The following is a 24,570-nucleotide window of genomic DNA, read 5'->3' as shown; positions in this document are numbered from 1 at the left end:
GCCGGTCATGGCAGCGATTGAACAGCAGGGGGCGGCGTCCGGCCGCCCCGGCGGATCCCAAGGGACATCCTTTGGCGACCGCTTTTCCATGCGGACGCGACGCCTCGTCTGGGTCTGGAGTTTCCTTGCCCTGCCGATCCTCTTCTACGCGATCATCCGCTTTTATCCGACGTTCCAGGCCTTCTACCTGTCGTTCACCAACTGGGACCTGCTGCGGCCGGCGAAGTTCATCGGGTTCGCCAACTATATCAAGCTCTTCAAGGACCCGCAGTTCTGGAAGGTGTTCAAGAACACGTTCACTTACCTGATCGTCGGCACGCCGATCAGCCTTATTGTCGCCTTCACGATCGCCTTCTTTCTCGATCGCGTCCGCTTCATGCACAGTTTCATCCGGGCGCTGTATTTCCTGCCGTTCCTGACCACCGCCGCGGCCATGGCCTGGGTCTGGCGCTGGTTCTACCAGCCGCCGCCGATCGGCATCATCAACGACGTGTTCGGCATGCTCGGCATTCCGCAGCAGCCCTTCATCCGCTCGACCGACCAGGCGCTGTTCTCGATCATGGTGACGGCGATCTGGGCGGGCCTCGGCTTCCAGATCATCATCTTCATGGCCGGCCTGCGCGCCATTCCGGGCACGTTCTACGAAGCCGCGCGCATCGACGGGCTGGGCGAATGGGCGATCCTACGCAAGATCACGCTGCCGCTCCTCAAACCCACCACCGTCTTCCTCGTGGTGTTCTCCTCGATCGGCTTCCTGCGCATCTTCGACCAGGTCTACAACATGACCACCAACGATCCCGGCGGACCGCTCGGATCGACCAAGCCGCTGGTTCTGATGATCTACCAGACCGCCTTCAACTCCTATGCGATGGGTTACGCCGCGGCGCAGACGGTGGTGCTGTTCACCATCCTGCTGTTCGTCTCATTGCTGCAGCTCTGGATCCTGAGGGAAAAGAAATGAGCGAAGCCACTCGCCTCAGCCACGGCAAGGTTCGCCCCGGCCTGATCGTCACCTGGACGGTGCTGTTCATCGGCGGCCTGATCATGGTCTCGCCGCTCGCCTTCATGTTCTCGACATCGCTGAAGACGGCCGACCAGATCTACGACCTGCGCCTCATTCCCGCGGCGCCGACGCTTGCGAACTATATCGCGGTGCTCGCCGACGGGCGGTTCATGCGCTGGTTTTTCAACTCGACGCTGATCGCGGTCATCGTCACCGTGTCGAACTGCTTCTTCGACAGTCTTGTCGGCTATACGCTTGCCAAGTTCGAGTTCCGCGGCCGTTATTTCATCTTCCTCGCAATCCTCTCAACGCTGATGATCCCGACCGAGATGCTGGTCATCCCGTGGTACCTGATGTCGAGCCAGCTCGGCTGGCTGGACAGCTACTGGGGCATCATGTTCCCCGGCATGATGACGGCCTTCGGAACCTTTCTGATGAAGCAGTTCTTCGAAACCGTGCCGAACGACTTCATCGAAGCGGCGCGCGTCGACGGGCTCAACGAATTCCAGATCTGGTGGAAAGTGGCCCTGCCGCTGGTGACGCCGGCGCTTTCGGCACTTGCGATCTTCACCTTCCTCGGCAATTGGACGGCGTTCTTCTGGCCGCTGATCGTCACCACCAGCAAGGAACTCTATACGCTGCCGGTCGGGCTTTCGAGCTTCGCGGTCGAGCAGTCCATCCAGTGGGAAATGATCATGACGGGGGCTGCGATCGCCACCCTTCCCACCCTTCTCGTCTTCCTCGTCCTGCAGCGCTACATCGTCCGCGGTGTGATGCTGGCGGGCCTAAAGGGATAATGCAAGGATAAAACCATGGCGGACATCAACCCGCGCCTTTCCGACACCAGCACGTTCCCCGATCCAGTCTACAAGGAAACCGTGCTCCGGCCGCTCTTCGACGGCGCCAAGAGCCACCACGTCGACGGTTTCCGCAGGATCGACCGCGCGCATCTCGTCATGCTCGTCGAGACCGGCATTCTCGACAGGGAAATCGCGTCCAAGATCGCTGGCGCGTTGGAGGCGATCGACACGGAAATCGATCCGTCGACGCTCGTTTATACCGGCGAGGTCGAGGACTTCTTCTTCCTGATCGAGAAGGAGCTGAAGGCCCGCATCGGCGTCGATATTGCCGGACGCCTGCATACCGCCCGGTCGCGTAACGACATCGACCACACGCTCTTCAAGCTCGGCCTGAAGGACAAGATCGACGCGCTGATGGGTAAGGCCCGCAAATTGCTCGCCGCGATGGTCGATGCCGCCGAGCGCGAGAAGGCGACGCTGATCGTTGCCTACACACACGGCCAGCCGGCCCAGCCGACCACGTTCGGGCACTATCTCTCGGCTGCGATCGAAGTGCTTGTCCGCGACATCGAGCGTTTCGCCGAGGCTCGGAAAATCGTCGACCTGTCGCCGATGGGGGCTGCCGCGATCACCACGTCCGGTTTCCCGATCGACCGCGCCAGGGTCGCCGAGCTGCTCGGTTTTTCCGCGCCACTGCGCAATTCCTATTCCTGCATCGCCGCGGTCGACTACACGACCTCCACCTATTCGGCGATCGAGCTGATGTTCCTGCATCTCGGCCGCCTGATCCAGGACTTCCAGTTCTGGACGAGCTTCGAAGTCGGGCAGATCTACGTGCCGAACGCGCTGGTGCAGATCTCCTCGATCATGCCGCAGAAGCGCAATCCGGTGCCGATCGAACATCTACGCCATCTCGCCAGCCAGACGATGGGCCGCGCCCGCACCGTGCTCGACGTGATGCACAACACGCCCTTCACCGACATGAACGACAGCGAGGGCGAAACGCAGGGCATGGGCTACGAGGCCTTCGCCTCCGCCTCCCGCGTGCTCGACCTGCTGGCCGCCCTGATCAGCCAGATCAGCATCGATCCGGAGCGCGTCGACCAGAATATCCGCCGGTCCTGCATCACCATTACCGAACTTGCCGACTCGCTCGTTCGCATCGAAGGCCTGTCGTTCCGCGAGGCGCACGAGATTGCCGCAGCGACGGCAAAGAGCGTCGTGGCGTCCAAGGGCGATCTGCCCAATGACGGCTATGAGCCCTTCCTCAAGGCCTTCGAGCATTCCGCTGGCCGCAAGCCTTCCGTCGACCTCCAGAAGTTCAAGGAGATCGTTTCGCCCGAACATTTCGTCGCCGTGCGCGCCCGTTTCGGCGGCCCCGCCCCTGGGCCGATGCAGGCCGCAATCGCTGCCTATCGCGACAAGCTGGCCGCCTTCGAAGCCGAAGCCAAAAAGGCTGCGGACCATGAGGCGAAGGCAGCCACTGAGCTGAACCAGAAATTCACCGCCCTGACGGGAGCCCGCTGATGGCGACGATCGAACTTGAAAAACTGGTGAAGCGCTACGGCAAGGTCGAGGTCGTCAAGGGCATTGATCTACAGATCGCCGATGGCGAATTCGTCGTCTTCGTCGGCCCCTCGGGCTGCGGCAAGTCGACGACGCTCAGGATGATCGCAGGCCTCGAGGAAATTTCCGACGGCACGCTGAAGATCGGCTCGGAAGTCGTCAACGAGCGCGAGCCGAAGCAGCGCAATATCGCCATGGTCTTCCAGAACTATGCGATCTATCCGCATATGACCGTGCGCCAGAACATCGGTTTCGGGCTATATACTTCAAAGCTCGACAAGGCCGAGAAGGACAAGCGGATCGAGGAAGCCGGCAAGATCCTCGGCCTCGAAGCCCTGCTCGACCGCCGGCCGGCAGCACTTTCCGGCGGCCAGCGCCAGCGTGTCGCGATCGGCCGCGCCATGGTGCGCGACCCCTCCGCCTTCCTGTTCGACGAGCCCCTTTCCAACCTCGACGCCCAGCTTCGTGCGCAAATGCGCATCGAGATCAAGCGGCTGCATCAAAAGCTGAAGACCACGACTGTCTACGTTACCCACGATCAGATCGAGGCCATGACCATGGCCGACCGGATCGTGGTGATGAAGGACGGCGTGATCCTGCAGGTCGGCACGCCTTCGGAACTTTATGACAGCCCGGTCGACGTGTTCACCGCCCGCTTCATCGGCAGCCCGTCGATGAACCTCGTGCGTGGCCGTCGCACCGCTTCGGGTGCGGTAATGGCGCCTGTCGGCGATATCCTGATCGGCGTGCGCCCGCATGACCTGATTGCCCATGCGACAGTTACCGGCGGCAGCGGCTTCACGGTGACCGGAACGGTCTCGGCCGTCGAGCCGTTGGGCCCGGAAACGCTGGTGCATCTGGACGTGGCCGACACATCGATCATCGCCACCGTGCGCGAAAAATTCGTGCCGACCGTCGGAAGCACGCTCACCTGCGAAGCCGCTCTCGGCGACCTCTACCTCTTCGATGCCAGCACAGAGAGATTTCTGGGCCGTTCATGATGACGCATGCAGAGAAAAGATCCGCGGTGCTCAGCATCGGGCGGATCTATTGCGACCTGATTTTCACGGGCCTCGGCCACCTGCCGGTGCTCGGGCGCGAGATTTATGCCAGCGGCATGGAGATCGCGGCTGGCGGCGGCGCCTTCATCGCGGCCGCCCACCTTGCCCATGCCGGCCGCAAGGTAGCGCTTGCCGCGCGGCTCGGCACGGATTCGCTGTCGGCCGGGGTCGAAGAGCAGATCCGCGACAGCGGCGTCGACCTGCGCTTCATCGAACACGCGCAAGATGCCGGACCGCAGGTGACGGTCGCGGCCGTCGTCGGCCAGGACCGTGCCTTCCTCACCCGCCGCGCAGGGCCTGCCCTGCCCGCCACGCTCGACGCGGCGCTCGACTGGGAGGAAGCCCGCCACCTGCATATCGCCGAATATGCGACGCTGCACGAGATCCCCGACCTCGTTTCCCGCGCCAAGGAAAAGGGCCTGACCGTGTCGCTCGATCCGAGCTGGGACGCAACGCTGATCTATGACCGCGGCCTGCTGCGGGCCTGCGAGGGCGTCGATCTCTTCCTTCCCAACCTGGAAGAGGCGGAAGCAATCACCGGTTCGGCCGATCCGGAAGCCGCGCTTGCAAAACTGTCGCCGGCCTTTCCGCTGGTCCTCCTGAAGGGAGGCGCGAAGGGCGCCTGGGCGATGTCGAACGGCCGGATGCTGCATGCGCCGGCGGAGACCGTGCCGGTGATCGACACGACCGGGGCCGGCGACGCCTTCAATGCCGGCTTTATCGATGCCTGGCTGAACGAGGCGTCGGATGAAGCCTGCCTCAAGGCAGGCATCCGGTTCGGCAGCCGCGCCGTCCAGGCCGCCGGCGGCGCCAAGCTGCTCGCGAGCGGCGATTAAGCAATTCCAGGAAAAGTGCGCAGCGGCTTTCCGTCCGAAATTGCGGAATGAATGAAGCCCTTCAGACGATGGCGCGGTCGTTGGCGTCGAACCGGTGCAGGCTCGCCCTGTCCGGCGTCGCGAACACCACGTCGTCGGGCGCATAGGCATGTTCGCCGAACAGGCGGACGGTCAGAAGGCCGGTCGCTTCTGTTTCCAGGTAGACGATCGTGTCGGCACCGAGATGTTCGACATGGATGACCTTGCCCTTCCAGTCGCCGCTTTCGCGGGAAAGGGCAATGTGTTCGGGGCGGACGCCGATCGTCTTGGCGCCCGTTTGGCCGAGCTTTTCGGCAGCGATGAAATTCATCTGCGGCGAGCCGATGAAACCTGCGACGAAGACGTTAGCCGGCTTGTTGTAAAGCTCCATCGGTGAGCCGACCTGCTCGATCGCGCCGGCATTCAGCACGACGATCTTGTCGGCGAGCGTCATCGCCTCGACCTGATCATGGGTGACGTAGATCATCGTCGCCTTGAGCCGCCGGTGCAGGCCGGCGATCTCCAGGCGGGTCTGGACGCGCAAGGCGGCATCGAGGTTCGAGAGCGGTTCGTCGAACAGGAAGAGTTTCGGCTCACGCACGATGGCGCGGCCGATCGCGACGCGCTGGCGCTGGCCGCCGGAAAGCTCCGCCGGGCGGCGGGCGAGATAGGGGTCGAGCGACAGCATGCCGGACGCCTTGGCGACGCGGGTGTCGATCTCTGCCTTTTCGGTGCCGGCCTGCTTGAGGCCAAGGCCCATATTGTCCTTGACCGTCAGGTGCGGATAAAGCGCGTAGGACTGGAACACCATGGCGATGCCGCGCTTGGCGGGCGGTGTATTGATGACTTCCGCACCATCGATCCTGACGCTGCCGCTGGTCGCATCTTCAAGGCCGGCGATGACCCTGAGCAGCGTGGACTTGCCGCAGCCGGAGGGACCGACGAAGATCACGAACTCGCCGTCCTGGACCTCGAGATCGATGCCCTTCAGTACCTCGTGAGGACCGAAGGCCTTGCGGATGGATTTCAGTTGAAGCGAACCCAAGGGCGTTTTCCTTACAAACCGGACTTTTAGAGGCGGACGGGTGCGCCGGTGCGCACGCTTTCGTCCGCCGCAAGGCAGATGCGCAGCGACTGGACGGCATCGTCCATGTGCCGGGTTAGATCGATATCTTCGCGGATCGCTTTCAGCACATAGGCCTGTTCGAGATCGCAGAGTTTTTGATGATCCGGCTCGCCGGTCATGGCGAGGTCCTCGTCGCGGCGGACGAACTGGCCGTCCGGGCCGGTCTCTGCCGAATGGACCCGGATGACCGAGGTCTTGGTGTGGGTATCGATGTCGTCGGACTTCGCCTTGGCATCGACGAGAATAGACACCGACCCCTTCGGCGACATCACGTCCTTCACGAAGAAGGCCATTTCCGACATCATCGGCCCCCAGCCGGCCTCGTACCAGCCGACCGAGCCGTCCTCAAACAGAACCTGCATGTGGCCGTAATTGTACATGTCCGGCGCGACCTCGTCTGTCATGCGCAGGCCCATGCCACGGACTTCGACGGCTTTCGCGTCGGTGATCTGGCACCAGACATCGACATAATGCACGCCGCAATCGACGATCGGCGGTGTGGTCTGCATCAGGGCCTTGTGGACGTCCCACTTAGGCCCCGAAGACTGCTGGTTGAGGTTCATGCGGAAGACGTAGGGCGGCCCAAGCTTTCGTGCTTCGGCGATCAGCCGCATCCAGGAGGGATGGTGGCGGAGGATATAACCGACCACGAGTTTACGGCCGTGCTTCTTCGCTGCCGCGACGACCCGCTCGGCATCGGCGACCGTGGTCGCCAGCGGCTTTTCCACGAACACGTCGCAGCCGGCCTCGAAGGCCATGACCGCATAGTCGGCATGGGTATCGGAATAGGTGTTGATCGAGCAGAGATCCGGCTTGGTCTCGCTCAGCGCCTGCTCGAAATCGGAGAACATCGGATAGGCTTCGAGCCCGGCCGGCAGGTCGCGCCGCGAGCGGTTGACGAGGCCGACGATCTCGAAGCCCGGATTGTCGTGATAGGCGAGCGCGTGGCTCCTGCCCATGTTGCCGAGGCCGGCGACGAGGACGCGGACGGGGCGGGTGGAATTCATGTGTTTGTCTCCTTGTTTGAGACAGCGTGCCGGGTCGCCCCCTCATCCGCCTGCCGGCACCTTCTCCCCGCTGGGGAGAAGAGGATATGCCGCGACGTGGCTATTCCCTCCTCTCCCCTCGGGGAGAGGGTGGCCGAGCGGAGCGGAGGCCGGGTGAGGGCGCGCGCCCTATCCTCACATGCGGACACCATCACTTCACCGCCCCCGATGTAATCCCCCGGATCAACTGCCGCGAGAAGATGACGTAAAGAACCATGACCGGCAGGATGGCCAGCGACAGGGCCGAGAGCACCGCATTCCAGTTGGTGACGAACTGGCCGATGAACATCTGGGCGCCCAAGGTCACCGTCTTGGTGGCCTCGCCGGGGGCAAGGATCAGCGGGAACCAGAGGTCGTTCCAGATCGGGATCATGGTGAAGACCGCGACCGTCGCCATGGCCGGCCTGACGAGGGGAAGAACGAGGCGGAAGAAGATCGCATATTCGGACAGGCCGTCGATACGCCCGGCGCTCTTCAGGTCGTCGGAGACGGTGCGCATGAATTCCGACAGGATGAAGATCGCCAGCGGCAGGCCCTGCGCCGTGTAGACCAGGATCAGCGAGGTCAGCGTGTTGACGAGACCGGCCGCGACCATGCCCTGCAGGATCGCCACCGTGCCCAACCTTATCGGGATCATGATGCCGAGCGCGAGATAGAGCCCCATCAGCGTGTTGCCACGAAAACGGTATTCGGACAGCGCGAAGGCGGCCATGGCGCCGAACAGCAGGACGAGCGCGATCGAGACGACGGTGACGATCAGGCTGTTCTGGAAATAACCGACGAAATTGCCCTGGCTCAGCACGGTCTGGTAACCGATCAGGCTGAAGGTCGAGGGTGTCGGCAGGGCCATCGGCGCGCTGAAGATCGCGCTGCGGCTCTTGAACGAATTGACCAGCGTCAGGAACACCGGAAACAGCGCCACCAGCGTATAGGCGATCAGCGCCAAGTGGATGAAGGCGGCACGGACGGGGGCGGAGCGGGCTTTCGACATATCTGGCGCTCCCTTCAGAACTGGTAGCGGCGCATGCGCCGCTGGATGACGAAAAGATAAAGCGCGACGCCGGCGAGGATGATCAGGAACATCACGGCAGCGATGGTGGCGCCCATGGAACGGTCTCCCATCTGGTTCTGGAAGCCGAAGAAGGTGCGGTAAAGCAGCGTGCCGAGAATGTCGGTCGAGCCGTTGGGGCCGGCAAGCGCACCCTGCACCGTGTAGACCAGGTCGAAGGCGTTGAAATTGCCGACGAAGGTCAGGACCGAGACGATACCGATCGAAGGCAGGATCAGCGGCAGCTTGATCTTCCAGAACTGGCTCCAGCCGGTAATGCCGTCGCATTCGGCCGCTTCCAGCACCTCGTCGGGGATGTTGAGCAGCGCCGCATAGATCAGCATCATCGGAATGCCGACATATTGCCAGACGGAGATCAGCGAGACGGCGATGAGCGCGGTTTCGGCCTTGCCGAGCCAGGGCGCGAAGGCCCACTTCAACCCGACCAGATCCATCAGGCTCGGGGCGATGCCCCAGATCGGCGACAGGATCAGCTTCCAGATGAAACCGACGATGACGAAGGAAAGCAGCGTCGGCACGAAGATCGCCGAACGGTAGAAGGCCGCGAACCGCAGGCCGGGCAGCGACAGCATGGCGGCAATCGCGATGCCGACCGGGTTCTGCACCAGCATGTGGATGATGAAGAAGATCACGTTGTTGCGGAGCGCGTTCCAGAAATCGGCGGAAAGGCGCGGATCGCCGAACAGGGTCTTGAAATTGTTGAGGCCGACGAAGGCAAGCTGGCCCTCGACGATGTTGAAGAGCGACAGACGCAGCGTCTCGATCAGCGGCAGGATCATCACCGCCGTATAGACGAGGAAAGCCGGCGCCAGGAAAACGGCGATATGCCAGCGGGTGGCGCGTTTCACCGGAACCGTTTCGATATCGGCAATTTCGGTATCGCTCATGGGTTTGGGTTCCGGTGGGTTGTATAGGAATTATGCTCCCTTACGGGAGGTCTTGCTTAGACAAAAAGACCCCTCCCCAACCCCCTCCCCACAACGGGGAGGGACTAACCTGCCTCGCCGTTTCGGCAAGGACGAGCCGGTTCCGCGAGTTTTCTCCCCCCTTGTGGGGGAGATGGCCGGCAGGCCAGAGAGGGTCTTTGAGATGCTCACTTCGCCGGCTTGTACCAGCTGTCGAGGCCCTTCTGGGTTTCGGCAGCGGCCTGTTCCGGGGTCTGGGTGCCGTTGATGACGTTGGCCGAGACACGCCACATTTCGAGGTCGAGATTCGGCTGGCCGCGGCCGACGACGGCAGCGCTCGGGCGGATCGTCTGCTTGCAGTTCTGGCGCCAGGAGACGAATTCCTGAGCAAGCGCGTCCTGCATCTTCACCGGCGTCGAGTTCAGGCTGAAGAAGCCCGGTGCTGCGTTGGCATAAAGATCGGCAAATTCCGGCGAAGCGACCCAGGACAGGAATTTCTTGGCGGCTTCGAGGTTCTTGCCCTTGGCGTTGAGGCCGATGCCGATGTCGTTATGGTCGGAAATGTAGCAGGTATCGCCTGCCTTCTTCACCGGCGGCGGGAAGGCGCCCATTTCGAAATCGGCCTGCGCCTTGAACGGAGCGATTTCCCAGGAACCGGCCGGATAGATGGCGGCGCGGCCGAGCGTGAAGAGGTTCTGGCTGTCCGGATAGGTCTGGGCTTCGAAACCGTCGCCGAGATAGGGCTTCCACTTGGCGAGCGTCTTGTAAGGCTCGACCCAGGCCGCGTCGGTCAGCTTTTCCTTGCCTGCGATCAGTGCCTTGCGGCCGTCCTCGCCCTTCCAGTAGTTCGGGCCGATATTGTAATAGCCCATGGTCGCCGCTTCCCACTGGTCCTTGGTGCCCATGGCGAGCGGGATGTATTTGCCGTCCTTCTTGAATTTTTCGAGAGCCGCGAAGAATTCGTCCTCGGTCTTCGGGATCTGGACGCCCACATCCGTGAAGGCCTTCTTGTTGTAGATGAAGCCGTGGATGACGGAGGCCATCGGCACGCAGAAGGTGGTCTTGCCGTCGTCAGTGCTCCAGGCGGACTTGCCGACGTCGGAGAAATTGGAAATGCCCGGCAGGTCGTTCAGCGAGGCAAGCTGGCCCTTCTGGAACATGGCGAGCGACAGGTCGAACGGACGGCAGGTGATGAGGTCACCCGCGGTGCCGGCTTCGAGCTTGGCGTTGACGGCGGAATTGTATTCCGTCGGCGCCATCGGCGCGAAGCTCACCTTGATGCCGGGATTCTTGGCCTCGAAGGCCGGGATGATCTTCTGCTGCCAGATCGGCAGGTCGTCATTGCGCCAGCTCTCGATGGTGAGCGTTGCGGTCTGCGCGGACGCGCCGGTCGCGACAAGACCCGCCGGCGCAAGTACGGTCGTGGCAAAAAGTATGCTTTTCAATATGCGTGTCATGATGTTCTCCCTTTTATATGCGCCTTCAGGCGCGTTTCATGGAACTCTTGGACGCCTGCAATTCGGCAAGCGCTACGCGCAGCATATCGTCCGAACGGGCAAGCAAGCTCTTGGCGGCCTCGACATCGATCGCGCCCGCAGCAAGCAGAACCGCGACCTTCACCGACCCTTCGGCGGCCTCGACCCAGATCCGGGCCGCGTCAAACCCGATGCCGGCGATATCGGCCACGATGCGGGCGGCGCGGACGCGCAGCTTACCGTTGTCGGCACGCAGATTGACCATGTGGCCGTCATGCACGTGGCCGAGTTTGACGGCGGTGAGCGTCGACAGCATGTTGAAGGCGATCTTCTGGGCCGTGGCGGCACCCATGCGGGTGGAGCCCGCGACGACTTCCGGCGGCGTTTCGAGCAGGATCGCCGCATCGGCGCCCTCGAACAGCTTTGCGCCGGCATTGTTGGCCATCGCCACGAGTTTCGCGCCGCGGCGTTTCGCGGTTTCGGCGACGGCAACCGTGTAAGGGGTCGAACCGCTCGCGGACACGCAGATGATGCAATCGGCCGCATCGACGATATCGGCATCCCGTTCGCCGAGCGAGGCATCGTCTTCGGGACCACCGGGCAGATCGGCAATGGTGGGAACACCGCCGGCAAACAGGATGGCGATCCGTTCGGGCGGTATGCCGTATGTGCCAGGCAGTTCCATGGCATCGGCCATCGCCACGAGGCCGGCGCTGCCGGCACCCGCGTAAACCACCTTGCCGCCGGATTTCAAAGCGGCGGCCATGAGATCGGCGGCTTTGGCGATCGCCGGGACGGCATGGTCGACAGCCTTGGCTGCCGCCTGCTGGCCGGAGGCGAGAAGCACGAGGATTTCGGCGGGCGCGAGCGTATCGAGCCCTTCCGCTTTCCCATGTCTTGCCTCGGTGGCAGTTCTGCTCATCCGGTTTCTCCCTCTCATCCAAAATGATGCCAAAAAAATACCAATTGTCCAGAAGGAAAATTAACTTTTATGAACGGATCGATAACTTCGACAAAAGTCCGGCAAAATATACCCATGTAATCAATAGGATGAAACCTGCGACCCTGAGATTTTCGAAATCATGCTTGGTTATTGGTACGTTTTTGGTATTATTCGGCCCGGAGGTACCCATGGCGGCCTATTTTATCGGAATCGATGGCGGCGGAACAAGCTGCCGCGCGGCACTTGCTGACGGAAACGGCATGATCCTCGGCCGCGGCAAAAGCGGCGCTTCCAATATCCTGACCGACCCCGACACGGCCCTCAGGCATATCGCCGAGGCGTCCCGACTCGCTTTTGCCGAAGCCGGGCTTGAGCCGGACCTTTCCGCCACATCCGCCGTGCTCGGCCTTGCGGGCAACAATGTCGGCGATGCAGTGAGTTATGTGCAGGCACGGCTGCCTTTCAAGCAGTCGGATATCGTGTCGGACGGCGTGATCGCGCTGCAGGGAGCAATCGGCAACGAGGATGGGGCGATCGGGATCGTCGGCACCGGCACGGTCTATATCGCCCGGCATGAAGGCAGACTTCATTCGGTCGCCGGCTGGGGCTTTCAGGTGAGCGATCTCGGCAGCGGCGCTCGGCTCGGCCAGCTCGCGCTGCAGGAAAGCCTGCTTGCCTATGACAACATCCATCCGATGTCCGGCCTGTCGAAGGCCGTACTCGCCGAATTCGACGGCAATCCGGAAAAGGTGGTCGATTTCGCCCGGCTGGCGAAGCCCGGCGATTTCGGGCGTCATACGCCCAAGGTGTTCGACTTCGCGCGGCAGGGCGACGAGGCGGCTATCCGCATTCTCAAGACTGGGGCAACGGGCATTGACGAGGCGCTTGACGCCGTGAACCGTATCACCAGGGGGAAAGGCCGGCTCTGCCTGCTCGGCGGGCTTGCGCCGCTTTATCCCGAATATCTGGCCGAACGGCATCGCGCCCGGTTGTCCGAACCGCTGGCCGACGCGCTGACCGGCGCTGTGGCGCTTGCGGTCAAGACCTATGGGGCGCGGGCGGAGCTTCGCGCATGAACCAGATGCTAGCCGCCATCCTGCCGCTCGACGGCCTGCAATCGGCCGGCACCGGGCCGCTTTACCGAAAGCTGCGCCAGAGCCTCGAAGAGGCGATCCGCACCGGCAAGCTCGGGCATGGCGACGCCCTGCCGGCGGAACGCGATCTCGCCGACTACGCCAATGTCAGCCGCGTCACGGTGCGCAAGGCCGTCGACGATCTCGTCAAGGACGGGCTACTCACCCGCAAGCACGGCTCGGGCACGTTCGTGGTCAAGCCGATGTCGCGCGTCGAGCAGCCGCTCACCCGCCTCACGTCGTTTACCGAGGATATGGCACGGCGTGGGCTGGTGACGCGATCCGAATGGCTGGAACGCGGGCTTTTCCACCCCTCGCCCGAGGAAATGATGATGCTCGGCCTTGCGCCCGGCACCAGGGTCGCCCGTCTAGGACGCCTTCGCCTTGGCAACGACATGCCGCTTGCGATCGAGCGCGCCAGCATTTCCGCCGATTTCCTGCCGGATCCTTCGGCTGTAACCAATTCGCTCTATGCGGAGCTCGGGAAAAAGGATGCGAGGCCGGTACGCGCCATACAGCGGATATCGGCCTGCAATATGAAGAACCCGGATGCCGGGCTGCTGGCCGTGCCGATCGGTTCCGCCGGGCTTTCGATTGAGCGGGTTTCATACCTGGCATCCGGCCGTGTGGTGGAACTCACCCGCTCGCTCTATCGCGGCGATGCCTATGATTTCGTGGCCGAGCTTTCGCTCGGCGAAAACTGATCTTCGAGGACGATATTATGCTGACCAATATGACCAACATGCGCAAAGAGATCGACGAGATACCGGAAGCGGCCGCACGCCTGCTCGACGGCTCGGCGGCCGAGCTTGCCGCTGCCGGCCGGGCGCTGCGCGAAAAGGACCCGGCCTTTCTGATTACCATTGCACGCGGCTCCTCTGACCATGCAGCGACCTTCATCAAATATGCGGTCGAACTCACCGCCGGCCGGCCGGTCGCCTCGCTCGGACCTTCGCTTGCTTCGATCTACGGCGCCAAGCTGAAGCTCGACGGCGGTGCGGCGATTGCCATTTCCCAGTCCGGCAAGAGCCCGGATATCGTCGCGATGACTGAAGCCGCGGCCAAGGCCGGCGCCGTCACCATTGCGCTCACCAATACGCTCCCCTCGCCGATCGCAAGCGCTTCGGCTCACGCGATCAATATCAATGCCGGGCCGGAACTCGCCGTTGCGGCGACGAAGTCCTTCGTCAACTCGATCGTTGCCGGCCTTGCGCTGTTGTCGGAGTGGGTCGGCGACGAGGCGCTGAAAGCAGCCATTCGCAACCTGCCGGAGCATTTCGAAAAGGCGGTCAAGCTCGACTGGAGCGCGCTTGCCAACGAGCTCGGCGATGCGGAATCGCTCTACATGCTCGGCCGCGGCCCGGCACTGGCGATCGCCAGCGAGGCGGCGCTGAAATTCAAGGAAACCTCCAACATGCATGCGGAAGCCTATTCGGCGGCCGAAGTGCTGCACGGGCCGGTGGCGCTGGTCGAAAAGCGTTTTCCGGTCGTCACCTTCGCGGCGCGCGATGCGGCCGAAGCCTCGGCCATCGAGATTGCCGACAACCTGGCGGCCAAGGGCGCCCTCGCGTTTGCGACCTCCGACAAGGTCAAAGACGCCCGCAGGCTGCCCTTCGTCGCGACCGGCCACCCGATCACCGATGCGCTGACGCTCATCCTGCCCTTCTACGGTTTCGTCGAAGCCTGGTCGCGCGCCAAGGGCTTTAATCCCGATGCGCCTGTCGCACTCAAGAAGGTGACCGAGACGCTATGAGCACGTCGAAAGCCATTACCGGCGCCCGCATCTTCGACGGCACCTTCTGGCACGAGGATGCCGCGCTCGTTTTTGCGGACGGCAAAGTCGAAGCGATCCAATCGACATCCAAGCTGCCGGAAGGCATCGAGAGGATCGATGCCGGAGGCGGGCTGATCGTGCCGGGCTTCATCGACCTGCAGGTGAATGGCGGCGGTGGAGTGCTGCTGAACGAGGAGCCGACGGTCGCGGGTCTCAGGCAGATCTGCGCCGCGCATGCCAAGTTCGGCACGACGGCGCTGCTGCCGACGTTGATCACCGACACCTACGACATCACGTCCAGGACGGTCGAGGCCGGCAAGCAGGCGAAGGCCGAAGGCATGCCGGGTTTCCTCGGCCTGCATCTCGAAGGTCCGCATCTTTCGATCGCGCGCAAGGGTGCGCATGACCCGAAACTGATCCGGCCGATGGGGGAGAAGGACGTCGAGCTGATGCTCTCCTGCCGCGGCGTGTTCGATGCGATGATGATCACCGTCGCGCCGGAGAATGTCACGACGCAACAGGCCGAGAGGCTGGCGCAGGCCGGCTTCATGGTGAGCCTCGGCCATACCGACACGACCTACGAGACCGCCAAGGCCTATGCCGAGGCTGGCGTTCGCACCGTTACCCATCTTTTCAATGCCATGAGCCCGCTCGGCCACCGCCAGCCGGGCGTCGTCGGCGCCGCACTCGATATCGGTTCGCTCTATGTCGGGATCATTGCCGACGGCATCCATGTGCATCCGGCCGCAATGGACGTCGCGCTCAGGGCCAAGAACGGACCCGGCAAGATCTTCATCGTCACCGACGCGATGTCGACCATCGGCACCGACATGAAGAGCTTTACGCTGAATGGCCGAGAGATCCTGCGCCAGGACGGGCGCCTGACGCTCGCCGACGGCACACTCGCCGGCGCCGACATCGACATGATCTCATCGGTCCGGTTTGCGCATGAGGCGCTCGACCTGCCGGTCGAGGAGGCATTGCGCATGGCATCCACCTATCCGGCGGAAGCCGCTTATCTTGCCGACCGCAAGGGCGCGCTGAAACCCCATTTCGACGCGGATTTTGTATTGTTGACTGATGACCTCGGCATGAAGAGCACCTGGATCGGCGGCACGAAGGTTCATCAGCAATAAGACTTAGCCGGCTACGGGAAACCGTATCTCGACCTTCATGCCCTTGCCCTCGTGGCCGTCCGCGAGGATCATCGTCGCTCCGTGCAGGCGGGCGATCTCCTCGACGATCGGCAGGCCGAGGCCGGTGCCGAGCTTATCCAAACGATCGCCGCGATCGAAGCGCTTGAGCACCGAAACCCGTTTTTCCGGCGGAATGCCGGGACCATCATCCTCGACCTCCAGCATGGCGGCACCGTCTTCCGACTTGACCCGAACTGTTACCTCGGCGCCGTTTCCGGCATAAAGCAGCGCATTGCCGATCAGGTTCTTCATCAGTTCGCCGATCAGCAGCGGTTCGGCGGAAACCATGATTTCCCCCTCCCCTTCGAAACCGAGGTCGATACCGGCATCGGCACCAAGCGGCACGTTGTCGGCCGTCGCACCGCGCGCCAACGCGGTCAGGTCGACCCGCTGCATCGAGGCCGACCGGGTGGCCGCATCGATCTTCGCCATCAGCAGAAGCTGGGCGAGGATATGCTCGGCATCCGCCACCGCCTCGTCCGCCTTTCGGGCTGCCTCCTTGACCTCGGCAAGTTCGGTCGCGCGGTCGGCAAGGGCAAGCTGTGTGCGGATGATGGTGAGCGGCGTGCGCAGCTGGTGGCTGGCATTGCCGGTGAAATGCCGTAGCGCCTCAAGCGCGCTTTCGAGCCGAACCATGAAGGAATTGACCGTGTCGACGAGGCCCTGCACCTCGTTCGGCACCCGCTCGCTGATCGGGTGAAGATCGTCCGGGCTGCGTTCGGCGATCGCTTCGCTGAAACGGTAGAGCGGGCGGAGCGACAGCGTCACCGCCACCCAGACGATGATCGCGGCGCCGACGATCATGAAAAGCAGGCGCAGCGCCGAGCGGATCAGGATCGTCTGCGTCAACTGCTGACGGGCGATGGTGGTTTCCGCCACGGTCACCGTGAACGGCACGGAATTGATGCCCGTAGATGCAGAGCGGGCAAGGGCGGCGACGCGGATCGGTTCGCCGCGGAACGTGGCGTTCTCGAACGCGGCCGCCTGGCCTTCCCGGCGCGGGATCGACGGCAGCGTCTGATAGCCGGTGATGAATTTTCCGGGCGGCCCATCGACGCGGTAGAAGACCCGGTCCTGCGCCGCCGAGGTCAGCATCTCCAGGGCCACGTAGGGGATGTCCACTTCGAGAGAACCGTCTTCGGCAACGATCACCCGCTCGGCGATCGCCAGCGCGGAGCCGGCCAGCACGCGGTCGGACACGTCGTTTGCGGTATCGACCGCCTCGTCCCAGGTGTCGACCATTGCGATCGTGCCGATCACCGCCGTCGAGACGAGAAGCCAGGCAAGCAGCCGGCGGCGCAGAGAATAGGCGGCGATCGGCGGGACGGGTTGGGCGCCGTGAGAGACCGATGTCATGCCGTCGGTGCCGTGGTTTCGAGATAATAGCCGATGCCGCGGGCGGTCTTCACCGTGAGCCCGTGCGGGGCGAGGCGCCGGCGCAGGCGGCTCACATATTGCTCGATGGCATTGGCGGAAAGATCGTCGTCGAAGCCGGTCAGCGACGCCATGATCGCATCCTTGGAGACCACCTTGCCGGCGCGCAGAAAGAGCAGTTCCAGAAGCGCCACCTCGCGTGCGGGCAGGTCCAGGGGCACGCCCTGGCTCGAAAAGGTCCGCGAATTCAGGTCGAAGGTGATGCCGCCATAGTTGACGATCGAGCTGCGAAGACCCGCCTGACGGCGCAGCAGCACGCGGATGCGCGCCTCAAATTCCGGGATGTCGAACGGCTTGATCATGTAGTCGTCGGCGCCGAGATCGAGCCCCTTCACCCGCTCCTCAGGCGTACCTCGGGCGGTCAGGATCATCACGGCCGCCTTGTTCGCCCGCGCCCGCATCGCGCGCAGCACGTCAAGTCCGTCCATTTCCGGCAGGTTCAGGTCGAGGATAACCAGATCATAGGCTTCGGCGGCGGCGACAGCTTCCGCCGAAGCGCCGTCGGTGACCGCATCGACCGCATAACCGCTGCCGCGCAGGATCGTCGACAGCCCGTCGGCCAGCGTCTGATTGTCCTCGACCAGTAGAATACGCACGAAATCTCCCCGCTTCCGCAGACGATTATAAACGCGGAAGCGGCGATGTCACTGAGGCGCTGATACGGTGGTTACCGCGACCGTTATTGGGAACGGCCGATGTAGTCCATCTTGCCGATCGGAACGCCCTTGTGGCGCAGGATGGCGTAGGCCGTCGTGACGTGGAAATAGAAGTTCGGCAGCGCGAAGCCGAGGACGTAGCTCTTGCCGGTGAACTTGGTCTCGCCGCTGCGGGTCTTCAGGATCACCTCGGCGTCCTCACGGTCCGCCATGCTGGCCGGATCGACGCTGTTCAGGAAGGCCACGGTCTTTTCAATGCGGGCATGCAGATCGGCGAGGGTGACTTCGTCGTCGGCCATCGCGATGCTCTCGATCTGCCCGACGCGGACCGGCACGAATTTCGCCGTGTCGCTGGCGCGCTGGATCTGGGCGGTCAGCGGGTACATGTCATGGACCAGACGGGTTTCCAGCAGTTCCTTATGGGCAATGCCCTTCTCGTCGGCGAAGGCTTCGCCCTTCTTGAGGATTTCCGTGAGGTTGCCGAAAGCGCGGATGAAAATCGGTACCGTGATATCGTAGAGCGTAAGCGACATGGTGCGAAACCTTCGTTGACAGACGGGGACGCCGGGGCTTCCGGCGCGAAAAGACCGCCCACAGGTAATGGCACGGCATCGGAAAACAAGCCGGCAGACGGTTGCATCGAGCTCCCTGTGGCGGGAATGTTACGGGTCACCCGATCGGCTTGTCGCGGCCGCCGCGGTGGGGCATTGTGGGCTCATGAAAAGGCTGCTTTTCCCGCTCCTCTGTCTCGCCCTTTCGCCAGGCTTCGCCGAGGCGGATACCAAGCTTTTCCAGGCGCTTTCCGGGCGGGACGACGCGCCGATGCTGACGGTCTATTCCTCGCTCGACGAGCCGCTCGCCAAGCCGATGATCGCTGGCTTCCAGACGGCCAATCCGGATGTGGCGGTGCGCTACGAGGACATGCTGACCGGCGAGATATACGACCGGATCGTCAGGGAAACGGACGCGGGCGGAAAGACCGCCGACTTTGCCTTTTCCTCCGCCATGGACCTGCAGGTGAAGCTCGCCAACGACGGCTACGCCCAGCGCAGCGACCTGCCGATGAGCGGGCAATGGCCGGGCTGGGCGAACTGGCGCAATACGGCCTATGCACTGACTTTCGAACCGGCCGTGTTCGTCTATCACAAGCCGAGTTTCAAGGATTCTTCCCCGCCCTCGACCAGGGCGGAACTGGTTGAATTCCTGCAGAAGCGTGGCGATGCTGTGTACGGCCGGATCGGCACCTACGACATCGAGCGTTCCGGGGTCGGCTTCCTGTTCATGGCGCGCGACCAGGAGCAGTTCGGCGATATCTGGTCCGTGATCCGGGCGATGGGTGCGGCCGGCGTGAAGCTCTACTCGACCAGCCAGGCGATCCTGGAACGCGTCGCCGACGGACGGTTCCTGCTCGGGTACAATATTCTCGGTTCCTACGCCGCCGACTGGGCTTCCCGTCATCCGGATGTCGGGATCGTGCTGCCGAAGGACTATACCGTGGTGATGTCGCGCATCGGCCTGGTGCCGCAGGCCGCCGCCGCTCCGGATCTCGGCAAGCGTTATCTCGAATTCTTCATGTCGAAGGAAGGCCAGACGATCATGGCCCGCGAACTGCAGATCCCGGCCGTCAGCCCGGAAGTCGCCGGCAACAACACCGCGACGACATTGCGGGAGATGCTCGGCGGACAATTGAAGCCGGTGCCGGTCAGCCTCGGGCTGATGGTCTATCTCGACCAGGTGAAGCGGGCACGGCTGATTTCCCGTTGGAACGAGGTCCTCAGGCTGCAATAGTCACAAAATTCGGCGGCGGCGGGTGGAAACCCCTTGCCAAATCGCAAGTCCAGGGAAGATGTCAGGTTAATGTCAGCTTCATATGCTGGCTTAGGGCATTCGGCCCCCATTTGGAGGTGGGGACCCGATTGACGATGGGAGGACATCGGCCAGGCGGTTCTCGCTTGCCAAACCCTCTTCCTCGTTCCGCCAACAAACATATCGCGTCGGATCACGACGCCAACGGAGGATCGACCCTTGAAACATTTCTTCCTTGCTTCCCTTCTCGCGGGCGCAATCGCACTTCCGGCCGCTGCGGCCGACTACTCGATCATGGCTCCGGCAGCGCCGGGCGGCGGCTGGGACCAGACCGCCCGCACCATGCAGACCGCTTTGCAGACCGAGAAGATCTCCGGCAAGGTTCAGGTCATGAACGTTCCGGGCGCCGGCGGCACGATCGGCATCGCCCAGTTCGCCAGCCAGCAGAAGGGCAATGCAAACGCCCTCATGGTCGGCGGTTACGTCATGGTCGGCGCCATCCTGACCAACAAGTCGCCGGTCACCCTGAAGGACGTCACCCCGATCGCTCGCCTCACGGGCGAATACGAAGTGATCGTCGTACCTGCAGCCTCCGAGATCAAGACCGTTGCCGACCTCGTCGCCAAGCTGAAGGCAAACCCGGGCGCTGTTTCCTGGGGTGGCGGTTCGGCCGGCGGTACGGACCACATCACGGCGGGCTTGATCGCAAAGGCTGCCGGCGTTGATCCGACAAAGGTCAACTACATCGCGTTTTCCGGCGGCGGTGAAGCGCTCGCCGCCATCCTCGGCGGCCAAGTCACGGCCGGCATCTCGTCCTACGGCGAGTTCGAATCGCAGATCAAGGCCGGCGCGCTGCGTCTGCTCGCCATCTCCTCCGAAAAGAAGCTCGAAGGCATCAATGCCCCGACGCTGAAGGAATCCGGTCTCGATGTCGTGATCCAGAACTGGCGCATGGTCGCTGCCGCTCCCGGCCTGACCCCCGAGCAGAAGAAGGCCGTGACTGCCGACGTCGAAAAGCTCGCCAAGTCCAAGACCTGGCAGGACACCCTGAAGACCAAGGGCTGGATCGACACCTATCTCTCCGGTCCGGAATTCGAAGCGCAGCTTGCCAAGGACATTGCCGCGACTGAAACCATCCTGAAGGACATCGGACTGGTTAAATGAGCCTCGACAACAACAAAACGAGCACCGAACAGCGCCGCCCCGATTGGGCGGCGCTTGTTATTGCCGCCATCCTCGTCGCCGTCGCTACCGTCATCTTCCTGGATGTCGACCGGCTGCGGGATATGGGCGGCTATAGCCAGGTCGGGCCAGCCACCGTTCCCAACTGGATTGCCTTCGCACTGATCGGCCTCGCCATCTGGACCGTATTCGCTGCGTTTCGTCGTGACTTTCCGGTCCGCGAAAAACAGGAATTCGGGCCTGTCGCCTGGGTTGTCGCCGGCCTTCTGGCGCAGATGATCCTCATTCGGATCGCCGGTTTCTCGATCGCCACGGGCACGCTGTTCGGCCTTGCCGCTGCGGGTTTCGGCGCCCGCAGGCTGTGGATCAGCATTCCGGTCGGCATCGTCGTCTGTCTTGGCATCTGGTGGCTTTTTGCCGGCGTCCTGCAACTTTCGCTTCCGGCAGGCCCGCTCGAACACCTGATCCAGTGACGTGACCCTGAGAGTGAGATCATGAGCACATTCGAATTCCTTCTCCAGGGGCTCGTGTCGGCAATGGAGCCGATGAACCTCTTCTATGCGCTGATCGGCGTGACGCTGGGCACCATGGTCGGCGTGCTTCCGGGCATCGGTCCGGCGACCACCGTCGCCCTGCTTCTGCCGGTGACCTACCAGCTGGATGCGACCGGATCGCTGATCATGTTCGCCGGCATCTATTACGGCGGCATGTATGGCGGCTCGACCACGTCGATCCTCTTGAACACGCCGGGCGAAAGCGCCTCGATCGTCACCGCGCTCGAAGGCAACAAGATGGCCCGGGCGGGACGCGGCGGCCCGGCATTGGCGACGGCAGCGATCGGATCGTTCGTCGCCGGACTGATCGCCACGCTGGCGCTTGCCTTCATCGCGCCCTACATCGTCAAGCTGGCGCTGGTCTTCGGTCCGCGCGAATATTTCGCGCTGATGGTTCTGGCCTTCGTCACCGTCTCCTCGGCCTTCGGCAATTCGACGCTGCGCGGCCTCACCTCGCTGTTCATCGGGCTTGCGCTGTCGCTCGTCGGCATCGACCAGCTGACCGGCCAGAACCGTCTCTCCTTCGGGGTTCCGGACCTGCTCGACGGCATCGAGGTGACCACCATGGCGGTCGCCATGTTCGCGATCGGCGAAACGCTCTATATCGCCGCCCAGGGCGAAGCCGCACCGGACAAGATCGAAGCGATCAGGGGCTCGGTGTGGATGACGGCGCAGGATTGGGGGCGCTCCTGGAAGGCGTGGCTGCGCGGCACCGTGATCGGCTTCCCGATCGGCGCGATGCCGGCCGGCGGCGCCGAGATCGGCACCTTCCTCTCCTACGCAACTGAGAAACGGCTTTCCAAACACCCGGAAGAATTCGGCAACGGGGCAATTGAAGGCGTCGCCGGGCCGGAAGCGGCCAACAATGCGTCCGCCGCGGGCACGCTGGTGCCGCTCCTGACCCTCGGCCTGCCGACCTCGGCGACTGCCGCGATCATGCTCGCCGGCTTCCAGCAATACGGCCTGCAGCCCGGTCCGCTGCTGTTTGCGACCAACCCGCAGCTCGTCTGGGGCCTGATCGCCTCGCTGCTGATCGCCAACCTGATGCTGCTCGTGCTCAACCTGCCGCTGGTCGGCCTGTGGGTGAAGCTGCTGACCATTCCGAAGCCGTGGCTCTATGCCGGCATCCTGGTGTTCGCAACACTCGGCACGATCGGCGCCAACCCCTCGGTGTTCGAGCTCGGCATGCTGCTGGTCTTCGGGCTGGTCGCCTATATCATGCGCGTCTTCGATTATCCGATCGCGCCTGTCATCGTCGGCCTCATCCTCGGGCCGCTTGCCGAACAGCAGCTTCGCCGGGCGCTGGCGATCAGCCAGGGTGACGTGACGGTGCTGTTCACCTCACCGATCGCCGCCGTGCTGCTGAGCGTGGCAGCGCTTGCCCTCATCCTGCCGCTCGTCCTGCGCGCACGCGGACGCGGCGACGCTCTTTCGCAGATGGCAGCCAGCGAAGACTGATCATAACGCTGCCAGCAAACTGAAAGCCCGGCTTCGGCCGGGTTTTTTTATTGGCCGAATACCGACCAGCCGGTTCGGGTAGCCAGCATTTCGAGCGCCAGCGAACCGAGCAGCGAATTGCCGTTGTGATTGAGGCCTGGCGACCAGACGGCGACGGAGGCCTTGCCAGGGGCTACCGCCATGATGCCGCCGCCGACACCGCTCTTGCCGGGCAGGCCGACACGGTAGGCGAAATCGCCCGACCCGTCGTAATGGCCGCAGGTCAGCATCAGCGCATTGATGCGCCTTGCCCGCTGCTTCGATACCACGGTGTGCCCGGTCAGCGGATTGCGACCCGATGCGGCGAGGAAAAGGGCCGACTTGGCGAGTTGGGTACAGGTCATCGCCAGCGCGCAGTGGTGGAAATAGACGCCGAGGACATGTTCGACGGGATGGTCGAGCTTGCCGAAGGAACGCATGAAATTGGCGAGCGCGAAATTGCGGAAACCGGTCGCCTGCTCCGACTTCGCGACTTCCGGATCGATGGCGATCGAATCGTCATCCGCCAGGTAACGCACAAAACGGACGATCTCGCCGATCGCCTCGCGCGGCGTGTGTCCGGAAAGCACGAGATCGCTGACGGCAATTGCGCCCGCATTGATGAAGGGATTACGCGGTTTGCCTTCCTCGTGCTCGAGCTGGACGATGGAATTGAAGGCGGACCCGGAGGGCTCGCGGCCGACACGGTTCCAGGTGGTCTCGCCATGCTTGCCGAGCGCCAGCGTCAGCGTGAAGACCTTCGAGACGCTCTGGATCGAGAAGGGTTCGTCGCAATCGCCGGCCTTGAAGACCTGGCCGTCGACACCGATGATCGCCATTCCGAACTTCTTCGGATCGACATGGGCGAGTTGCGGGATGTAGTCGGCCACCTTGCCTTCGCCGAGGCGTGGCGTCAGCTTGTCATGGATCTCGTCGACGATCGCCTGCAGGTCTGCCATCTCTTAACCCCGAATTGTTGCGCCCGGAGACGAGCCTTACTATTCGAAGGCGCTGCCGGAAAGATGGTTGCTGGCAGAAGCTTTCACCGCGCCGATCTCCGACCACAACGAGGCGATCATCGCCGGGTCGACATCGGCCATGATATCGCGCAGCCAGCCTTCGTGGGCGGCTGCCATGGCGACAAAAAGCTCGGTACCGGCGGGCGTCAGCTTGGCGACGGTGACGCGGCGGTCCCCGTCCGGCGTGACGCGCTGCACGAAGCCGTCAGTCTCCAGCCGCTCCACCAGACCCGTGACATTGCCGTTGGTGACCATGGTACGCTTGGAGAGTTCGCCGAGCCTCAAGCCGTCCGCCTCGCGATAGAGCTGCGCCATCAGATCGAACTGGGGAAGCGTCGCGCCGAACTCGGTGCGGAGCCGGCGGCGGATTTCAGTGGTGATCAGCTTGGTGGTGGAAAGCATGCGCAGCCAGAGCCGCGTCTCAGGCTTGTTCTTCCCATGCGGGCCATGGGCGATCAGTTCCAGGTCGGCGCTTGCCGCTTCCGCTTCCAT

24 protein-coding genes are annotated in these 24,570 nt (G+C 63.2%); 13 read left to right on the top strand and 11 right to left on the bottom strand.

Annotation, left to right across the window (positions count from 1 at the left end):
- Positions 1–7 precede the first annotated feature (7 nt).
- The 5 genes from C5J26_RS13820 to C5J26_RS13800 are packed head-to-tail and all read left to right on the top strand — an operon-like array spanning position 8 to position 5,266.
- The gene (locus C5J26_RS13820) at positions 8–961 is read left to right on the top strand and encodes a carbohydrate ABC transporter permease (protein ID WP_105402280.1); all 954 of its coding nucleotides are present in this window, start codon (positions 8–10) and stop codon (positions 959–961) included.
- Positions 958–1,800, top strand: a complete 843-nt coding sequence (locus C5J26_RS13815) for a carbohydrate ABC transporter permease (protein WP_105402279.1) — start codon at positions 958–960, stop codon at positions 1,798–1,800. Before C5J26_RS13820 ends, C5J26_RS13815 begins: the two co-directional genes overlap by 4 nt.
- A gap of 15 nt (positions 1,801–1,815) precedes the next feature.
- Entirely contained in the window at positions 1,816–3,330 is a 1,515-nt protein-coding gene (gene argH / locus C5J26_RS13810; protein WP_105402278.1) for an argininosuccinate lyase, read from the top strand.
- Positions 3,330–4,370 (top strand): ABC transporter ATP-binding protein, encoded by a 1,041-nt coding sequence (locus C5J26_RS13805; RefSeq protein WP_105402277.1) that lies wholly within the window; start codon positions 3,330–3,332, stop codon positions 4,368–4,370. Before argH ends, C5J26_RS13805 begins: the two co-directional genes overlap by 1 nt.
- The gene (locus C5J26_RS13800) at positions 4,367–5,266 is read left to right on the top strand and encodes a carbohydrate kinase family protein (protein WP_105402276.1); all 900 of its coding nucleotides are present in this window, start codon (positions 4,367–4,369) and stop codon (positions 5,264–5,266) included. The genes C5J26_RS13805 and C5J26_RS13800 overlap by 4 nt, the downstream gene beginning before the upstream one ends.
- Before the next feature lie 61 nt (positions 5,267–5,327).
- On the opposite strand, the gene C5J26_RS13795 is transcribed toward C5J26_RS13800, so the two are convergent.
- The 6 genes from C5J26_RS13795 to C5J26_RS13765 form a co-directional block, all read right to left on the bottom strand.
- Entirely contained in the window at positions 5,328–6,329 is a 1,002-nt protein-coding gene (locus tag C5J26_RS13795; RefSeq protein WP_105402275.1) for an ABC transporter ATP-binding protein, read from the bottom strand.
- 26 nt (positions 6,330–6,355) lie between these two features.
- Positions 6,356–7,417 carry a Gfo/Idh/MocA family protein gene (locus C5J26_RS13790; protein ID WP_105402274.1) on the bottom strand — a complete coding sequence of 354 codons (1,062 nt, stop codon included), beginning with the start codon at positions 7,415–7,417 and terminating at the stop codon, positions 6,356–6,358.
- 190 nt (positions 7,418–7,607) lie between these two features.
- Complete coding sequence (locus C5J26_RS13780) at positions 7,608–8,447, bottom strand: carbohydrate ABC transporter permease (protein ID WP_105402272.1); 840 nt, start codon at positions 8,445–8,447, stop codon at positions 7,608–7,610.
- Between the two features lie 14 nt (positions 8,448–8,461).
- On the bottom strand, positions 8,462–9,412 hold the full coding sequence (locus C5J26_RS13775) for a carbohydrate ABC transporter permease (protein WP_105402271.1): 951 nt from the start codon (positions 9,410–9,412) through the stop codon (positions 8,462–8,464).
- 206 nt (positions 9,413–9,618) lie between these two features.
- Positions 9,619–10,887, bottom strand: a complete 1,269-nt coding sequence (locus C5J26_RS13770; RefSeq protein WP_105402270.1) for an ABC transporter substrate-binding protein — start codon at positions 10,885–10,887, stop codon at positions 9,619–9,621.
- Between the two features lie 25 nt (positions 10,888–10,912).
- Positions 10,913–11,827: an N-acetylmuramic acid 6-phosphate etherase gene (locus C5J26_RS13765; RefSeq protein WP_105402269.1), complete on the bottom strand. Its 915-nt coding sequence runs from the start codon at positions 11,825–11,827 to the stop codon at positions 10,913–10,915.
- 209 nt (positions 11,828–12,036) lie between these two features.
- Here C5J26_RS13765 and C5J26_RS13760 point away from each other — a divergent pair, with 209 nt between their 5' ends.
- The 4 genes from C5J26_RS13760 to nagA are packed head-to-tail and all read left to right on the top strand — an operon-like array spanning position 12,037 to position 15,891.
- Positions 12,037–12,924: an N-acetylglucosamine kinase gene (locus C5J26_RS13760; protein WP_105402268.1), complete on the top strand. Its 888-nt coding sequence runs from the start codon at positions 12,037–12,039 to the stop codon at positions 12,922–12,924.
- On the top strand, positions 12,921–13,685 hold the full coding sequence (locus C5J26_RS13755) for a GntR family transcriptional regulator (RefSeq protein ID WP_105402267.1): 765 nt from the start codon (positions 12,921–12,923) through the stop codon (positions 13,683–13,685). The genes C5J26_RS13760 and C5J26_RS13755 overlap by 4 nt, the downstream gene beginning before the upstream one ends.
- Before the next feature lie 17 nt (positions 13,686–13,702).
- Positions 13,703–14,734 (top strand): SIS domain-containing protein, encoded by a 1,032-nt coding sequence (locus tag C5J26_RS13750; RefSeq protein ID WP_172723884.1) that lies wholly within the window; start codon positions 13,703–13,705, stop codon positions 14,732–14,734.
- The gene (gene nagA / locus C5J26_RS13745; RefSeq protein WP_105402266.1) at positions 14,731–15,891 is read left to right on the top strand and encodes an N-acetylglucosamine-6-phosphate deacetylase; all 1,161 of its coding nucleotides are present in this window, start codon (positions 14,731–14,733) and stop codon (positions 15,889–15,891) included. Before C5J26_RS13750 ends, nagA begins: the two co-directional genes overlap by 4 nt.
- Before the next feature lie 3 nt (positions 15,892–15,894).
- Here the strand turns inward: nagA and C5J26_RS13740 are convergent, their stop codons facing one another.
- The 3 genes from C5J26_RS13740 to C5J26_RS13730 form a co-directional block, all read right to left on the bottom strand.
- Complete coding sequence (locus C5J26_RS13740; protein WP_105402265.1) at positions 15,895–17,307, bottom strand: sensor histidine kinase; 1,413 nt, start codon at positions 17,305–17,307, stop codon at positions 15,895–15,897.
- Entirely contained in the window at positions 17,304–17,981 is a 678-nt protein-coding gene (locus tag C5J26_RS13735) for a response regulator transcription factor (protein ID WP_105402264.1), read from the bottom strand. The genes C5J26_RS13740 and C5J26_RS13735 overlap by 4 nt, the downstream gene beginning before the upstream one ends.
- An 83-nt stretch (positions 17,982–18,064) precedes the next feature.
- A complete protein-coding gene (locus tag C5J26_RS13730; RefSeq protein WP_105402263.1) occupies positions 18,065–18,574 on the bottom strand; it encodes a DUF1993 family protein in 510 nt (169 codons plus the stop codon).
- A gap of 184 nt (positions 18,575–18,758) precedes the next feature.
- Between C5J26_RS13730 and C5J26_RS13725 the strand changes: the two genes are divergently transcribed.
- The 4 genes from C5J26_RS13725 to C5J26_RS13710 all read left to right on the top strand — a co-directional run bounded on the left by C5J26_RS13725 (position 18,759) and on the right by C5J26_RS13710 (position 23,041).
- Positions 18,759–19,829, top strand: a complete 1,071-nt coding sequence (locus C5J26_RS13725) for an ABC transporter substrate-binding protein (RefSeq protein ID WP_105402262.1) — start codon at positions 18,759–18,761, stop codon at positions 19,827–19,829.
- A gap of 237 nt (positions 19,830–20,066) precedes the next feature.
- On the top strand, positions 20,067–21,011 hold the full coding sequence (locus C5J26_RS13720) for a tripartite tricarboxylate transporter substrate binding protein (protein ID WP_105402261.1): 945 nt from the start codon (positions 20,067–20,069) through the stop codon (positions 21,009–21,011).
- A complete protein-coding gene (locus C5J26_RS13715; protein ID WP_105402260.1) occupies positions 21,008–21,502 on the top strand; it encodes a tripartite tricarboxylate transporter TctB family protein in 495 nt (164 codons plus the stop codon). Before C5J26_RS13720 ends, C5J26_RS13715 begins: the two co-directional genes overlap by 4 nt.
- A gap of 21 nt (positions 21,503–21,523) precedes the next feature.
- Positions 21,524–23,041: a tripartite tricarboxylate transporter permease gene (locus C5J26_RS13710; protein ID WP_105402259.1), complete on the top strand. Its 1,518-nt coding sequence runs from the start codon at positions 21,524–21,526 to the stop codon at positions 23,039–23,041.
- Positions 23,042–23,088: 47 nt separating this feature from the next.
- Here C5J26_RS13710 and C5J26_RS13705 read toward each other — a convergent pair whose 3' ends face one another.
- Positions 23,089–24,018: a glutaminase gene (locus tag C5J26_RS13705; protein ID WP_046669038.1), complete on the bottom strand. Its 930-nt coding sequence runs from the start codon at positions 24,016–24,018 to the stop codon at positions 23,089–23,091.
- A 39-nt stretch (positions 24,019–24,057) separates the two neighbouring features.
- Positions 24,058–24,570: a MarR family winged helix-turn-helix transcriptional regulator gene (locus C5J26_RS13700; RefSeq protein ID WP_037080105.1), complete on the bottom strand. Its 513-nt coding sequence runs from the start codon at positions 24,568–24,570 to the stop codon at positions 24,058–24,060.

It is taken from the genome of Neorhizobium sp. T7_12 (genome assembly GCF_002968535.1).
In the GTDB taxonomy this organism is placed as follows: domain Bacteria; phylum Pseudomonadota; class Alphaproteobacteria; order Rhizobiales; family Rhizobiaceae; genus Neorhizobium; species Neorhizobium tomejilense.
This window is presented reverse-complemented; position numbering and strand designations above follow the sequence as displayed.

Coding starts and splice junctions, on each gene's coding strand:
- C5J26_RS13820 (WP_105402280.1), top strand. CDS start 8: ATGGCAGCGATTGAACAGCAGGGGGCGGCGTCCGGCCGCCCCGGCGGA.
- C5J26_RS13815 (WP_105402279.1), top strand. CDS start 958: ATGAGCGAAGCCACTCGCCTCAGCCACGGCAAGGTTCGCCCCGGCCTG.
- argH (WP_105402278.1), top strand. CDS start 1,816: ATGGCGGACATCAACCCGCGCCTTTCCGACACCAGCACGTTCCCCGAT.
- C5J26_RS13805 (WP_105402277.1), top strand. CDS start 3,330: ATGGCGACGATCGAACTTGAAAAACTGGTGAAGCGCTACGGCAAGGTC.
- C5J26_RS13800 (WP_105402276.1), top strand. CDS start 4,367: ATGATGACGCATGCAGAGAAAAGATCCGCGGTGCTCAGCATCGGGCGG.
- C5J26_RS13790 (WP_105402274.1), bottom strand. CDS start 7,417: ATGAATTCCACCCGCCCCGTCCGCGTCCTCGTCGCCGGCCTCGGCAAC.
- C5J26_RS13780 (WP_105402272.1), bottom strand. CDS start 8,447: ATGTCGAAAGCCCGCTCCGCCCCCGTCCGTGCCGCCTTCATCCACTTG.
- C5J26_RS13775 (WP_105402271.1), bottom strand. CDS start 9,412: ATGAGCGATACCGAAATTGCCGATATCGAAACGGTTCCGGTGAAACGC.
- C5J26_RS13770 (WP_105402270.1), bottom strand. CDS start 10,887: ATGACACGCATATTGAAAAGCATACTTTTTGCCACGACCGTACTTGCG.
- C5J26_RS13765 (WP_105402269.1), bottom strand. CDS start 11,827: ATGAGCAGAACTGCCACCGAGGCAAGACATGGGAAAGCGGAAGGGCTC.
- C5J26_RS13760 (WP_105402268.1), top strand. CDS start 12,037: ATGGCGGCCTATTTTATCGGAATCGATGGCGGCGGAACAAGCTGCCGC.
- C5J26_RS13755 (WP_105402267.1), top strand. CDS start 12,921: ATGAACCAGATGCTAGCCGCCATCCTGCCGCTCGACGGCCTGCAATCG.
- C5J26_RS13750 (WP_172723884.1), top strand. CDS start 13,703: ATGCTGACCAATATGACCAACATGCGCAAAGAGATCGACGAGATACCG.
- nagA (WP_105402266.1), top strand. CDS start 14,731: ATGAGCACGTCGAAAGCCATTACCGGCGCCCGCATCTTCGACGGCACC.
- C5J26_RS13740 (WP_105402265.1), bottom strand. CDS start 17,307: ATGACATCGGTCTCTCACGGCGCCCAACCCGTCCCGCCGATCGCCGCC.
- C5J26_RS13730 (WP_105402263.1), bottom strand. CDS start 18,574: ATGTCGCTTACGCTCTACGATATCACGGTACCGATTTTCATCCGCGCT.
- C5J26_RS13725 (WP_105402262.1), top strand. CDS start 18,759: ATGAAAAGGCTGCTTTTCCCGCTCCTCTGTCTCGCCCTTTCGCCAGGC.
- C5J26_RS13715 (WP_105402260.1), top strand. CDS start 21,008: ATGAGCCTCGACAACAACAAAACGAGCACCGAACAGCGCCGCCCCGAT.
- C5J26_RS13710 (WP_105402259.1), top strand. CDS start 21,524: ATGAGCACATTCGAATTCCTTCTCCAGGGGCTCGTGTCGGCAATGGAG.
- C5J26_RS13705 (WP_046669038.1), bottom strand. CDS start 24,018: ATGGCAGACCTGCAGGCGATCGTCGACGAGATCCATGACAAGCTGACG.
- C5J26_RS13700 (WP_037080105.1), bottom strand. CDS start 24,570: ATGGAAGCGGAAGCGGCAAGCGCCGACCTGGAACTGATCGCCCATGGC.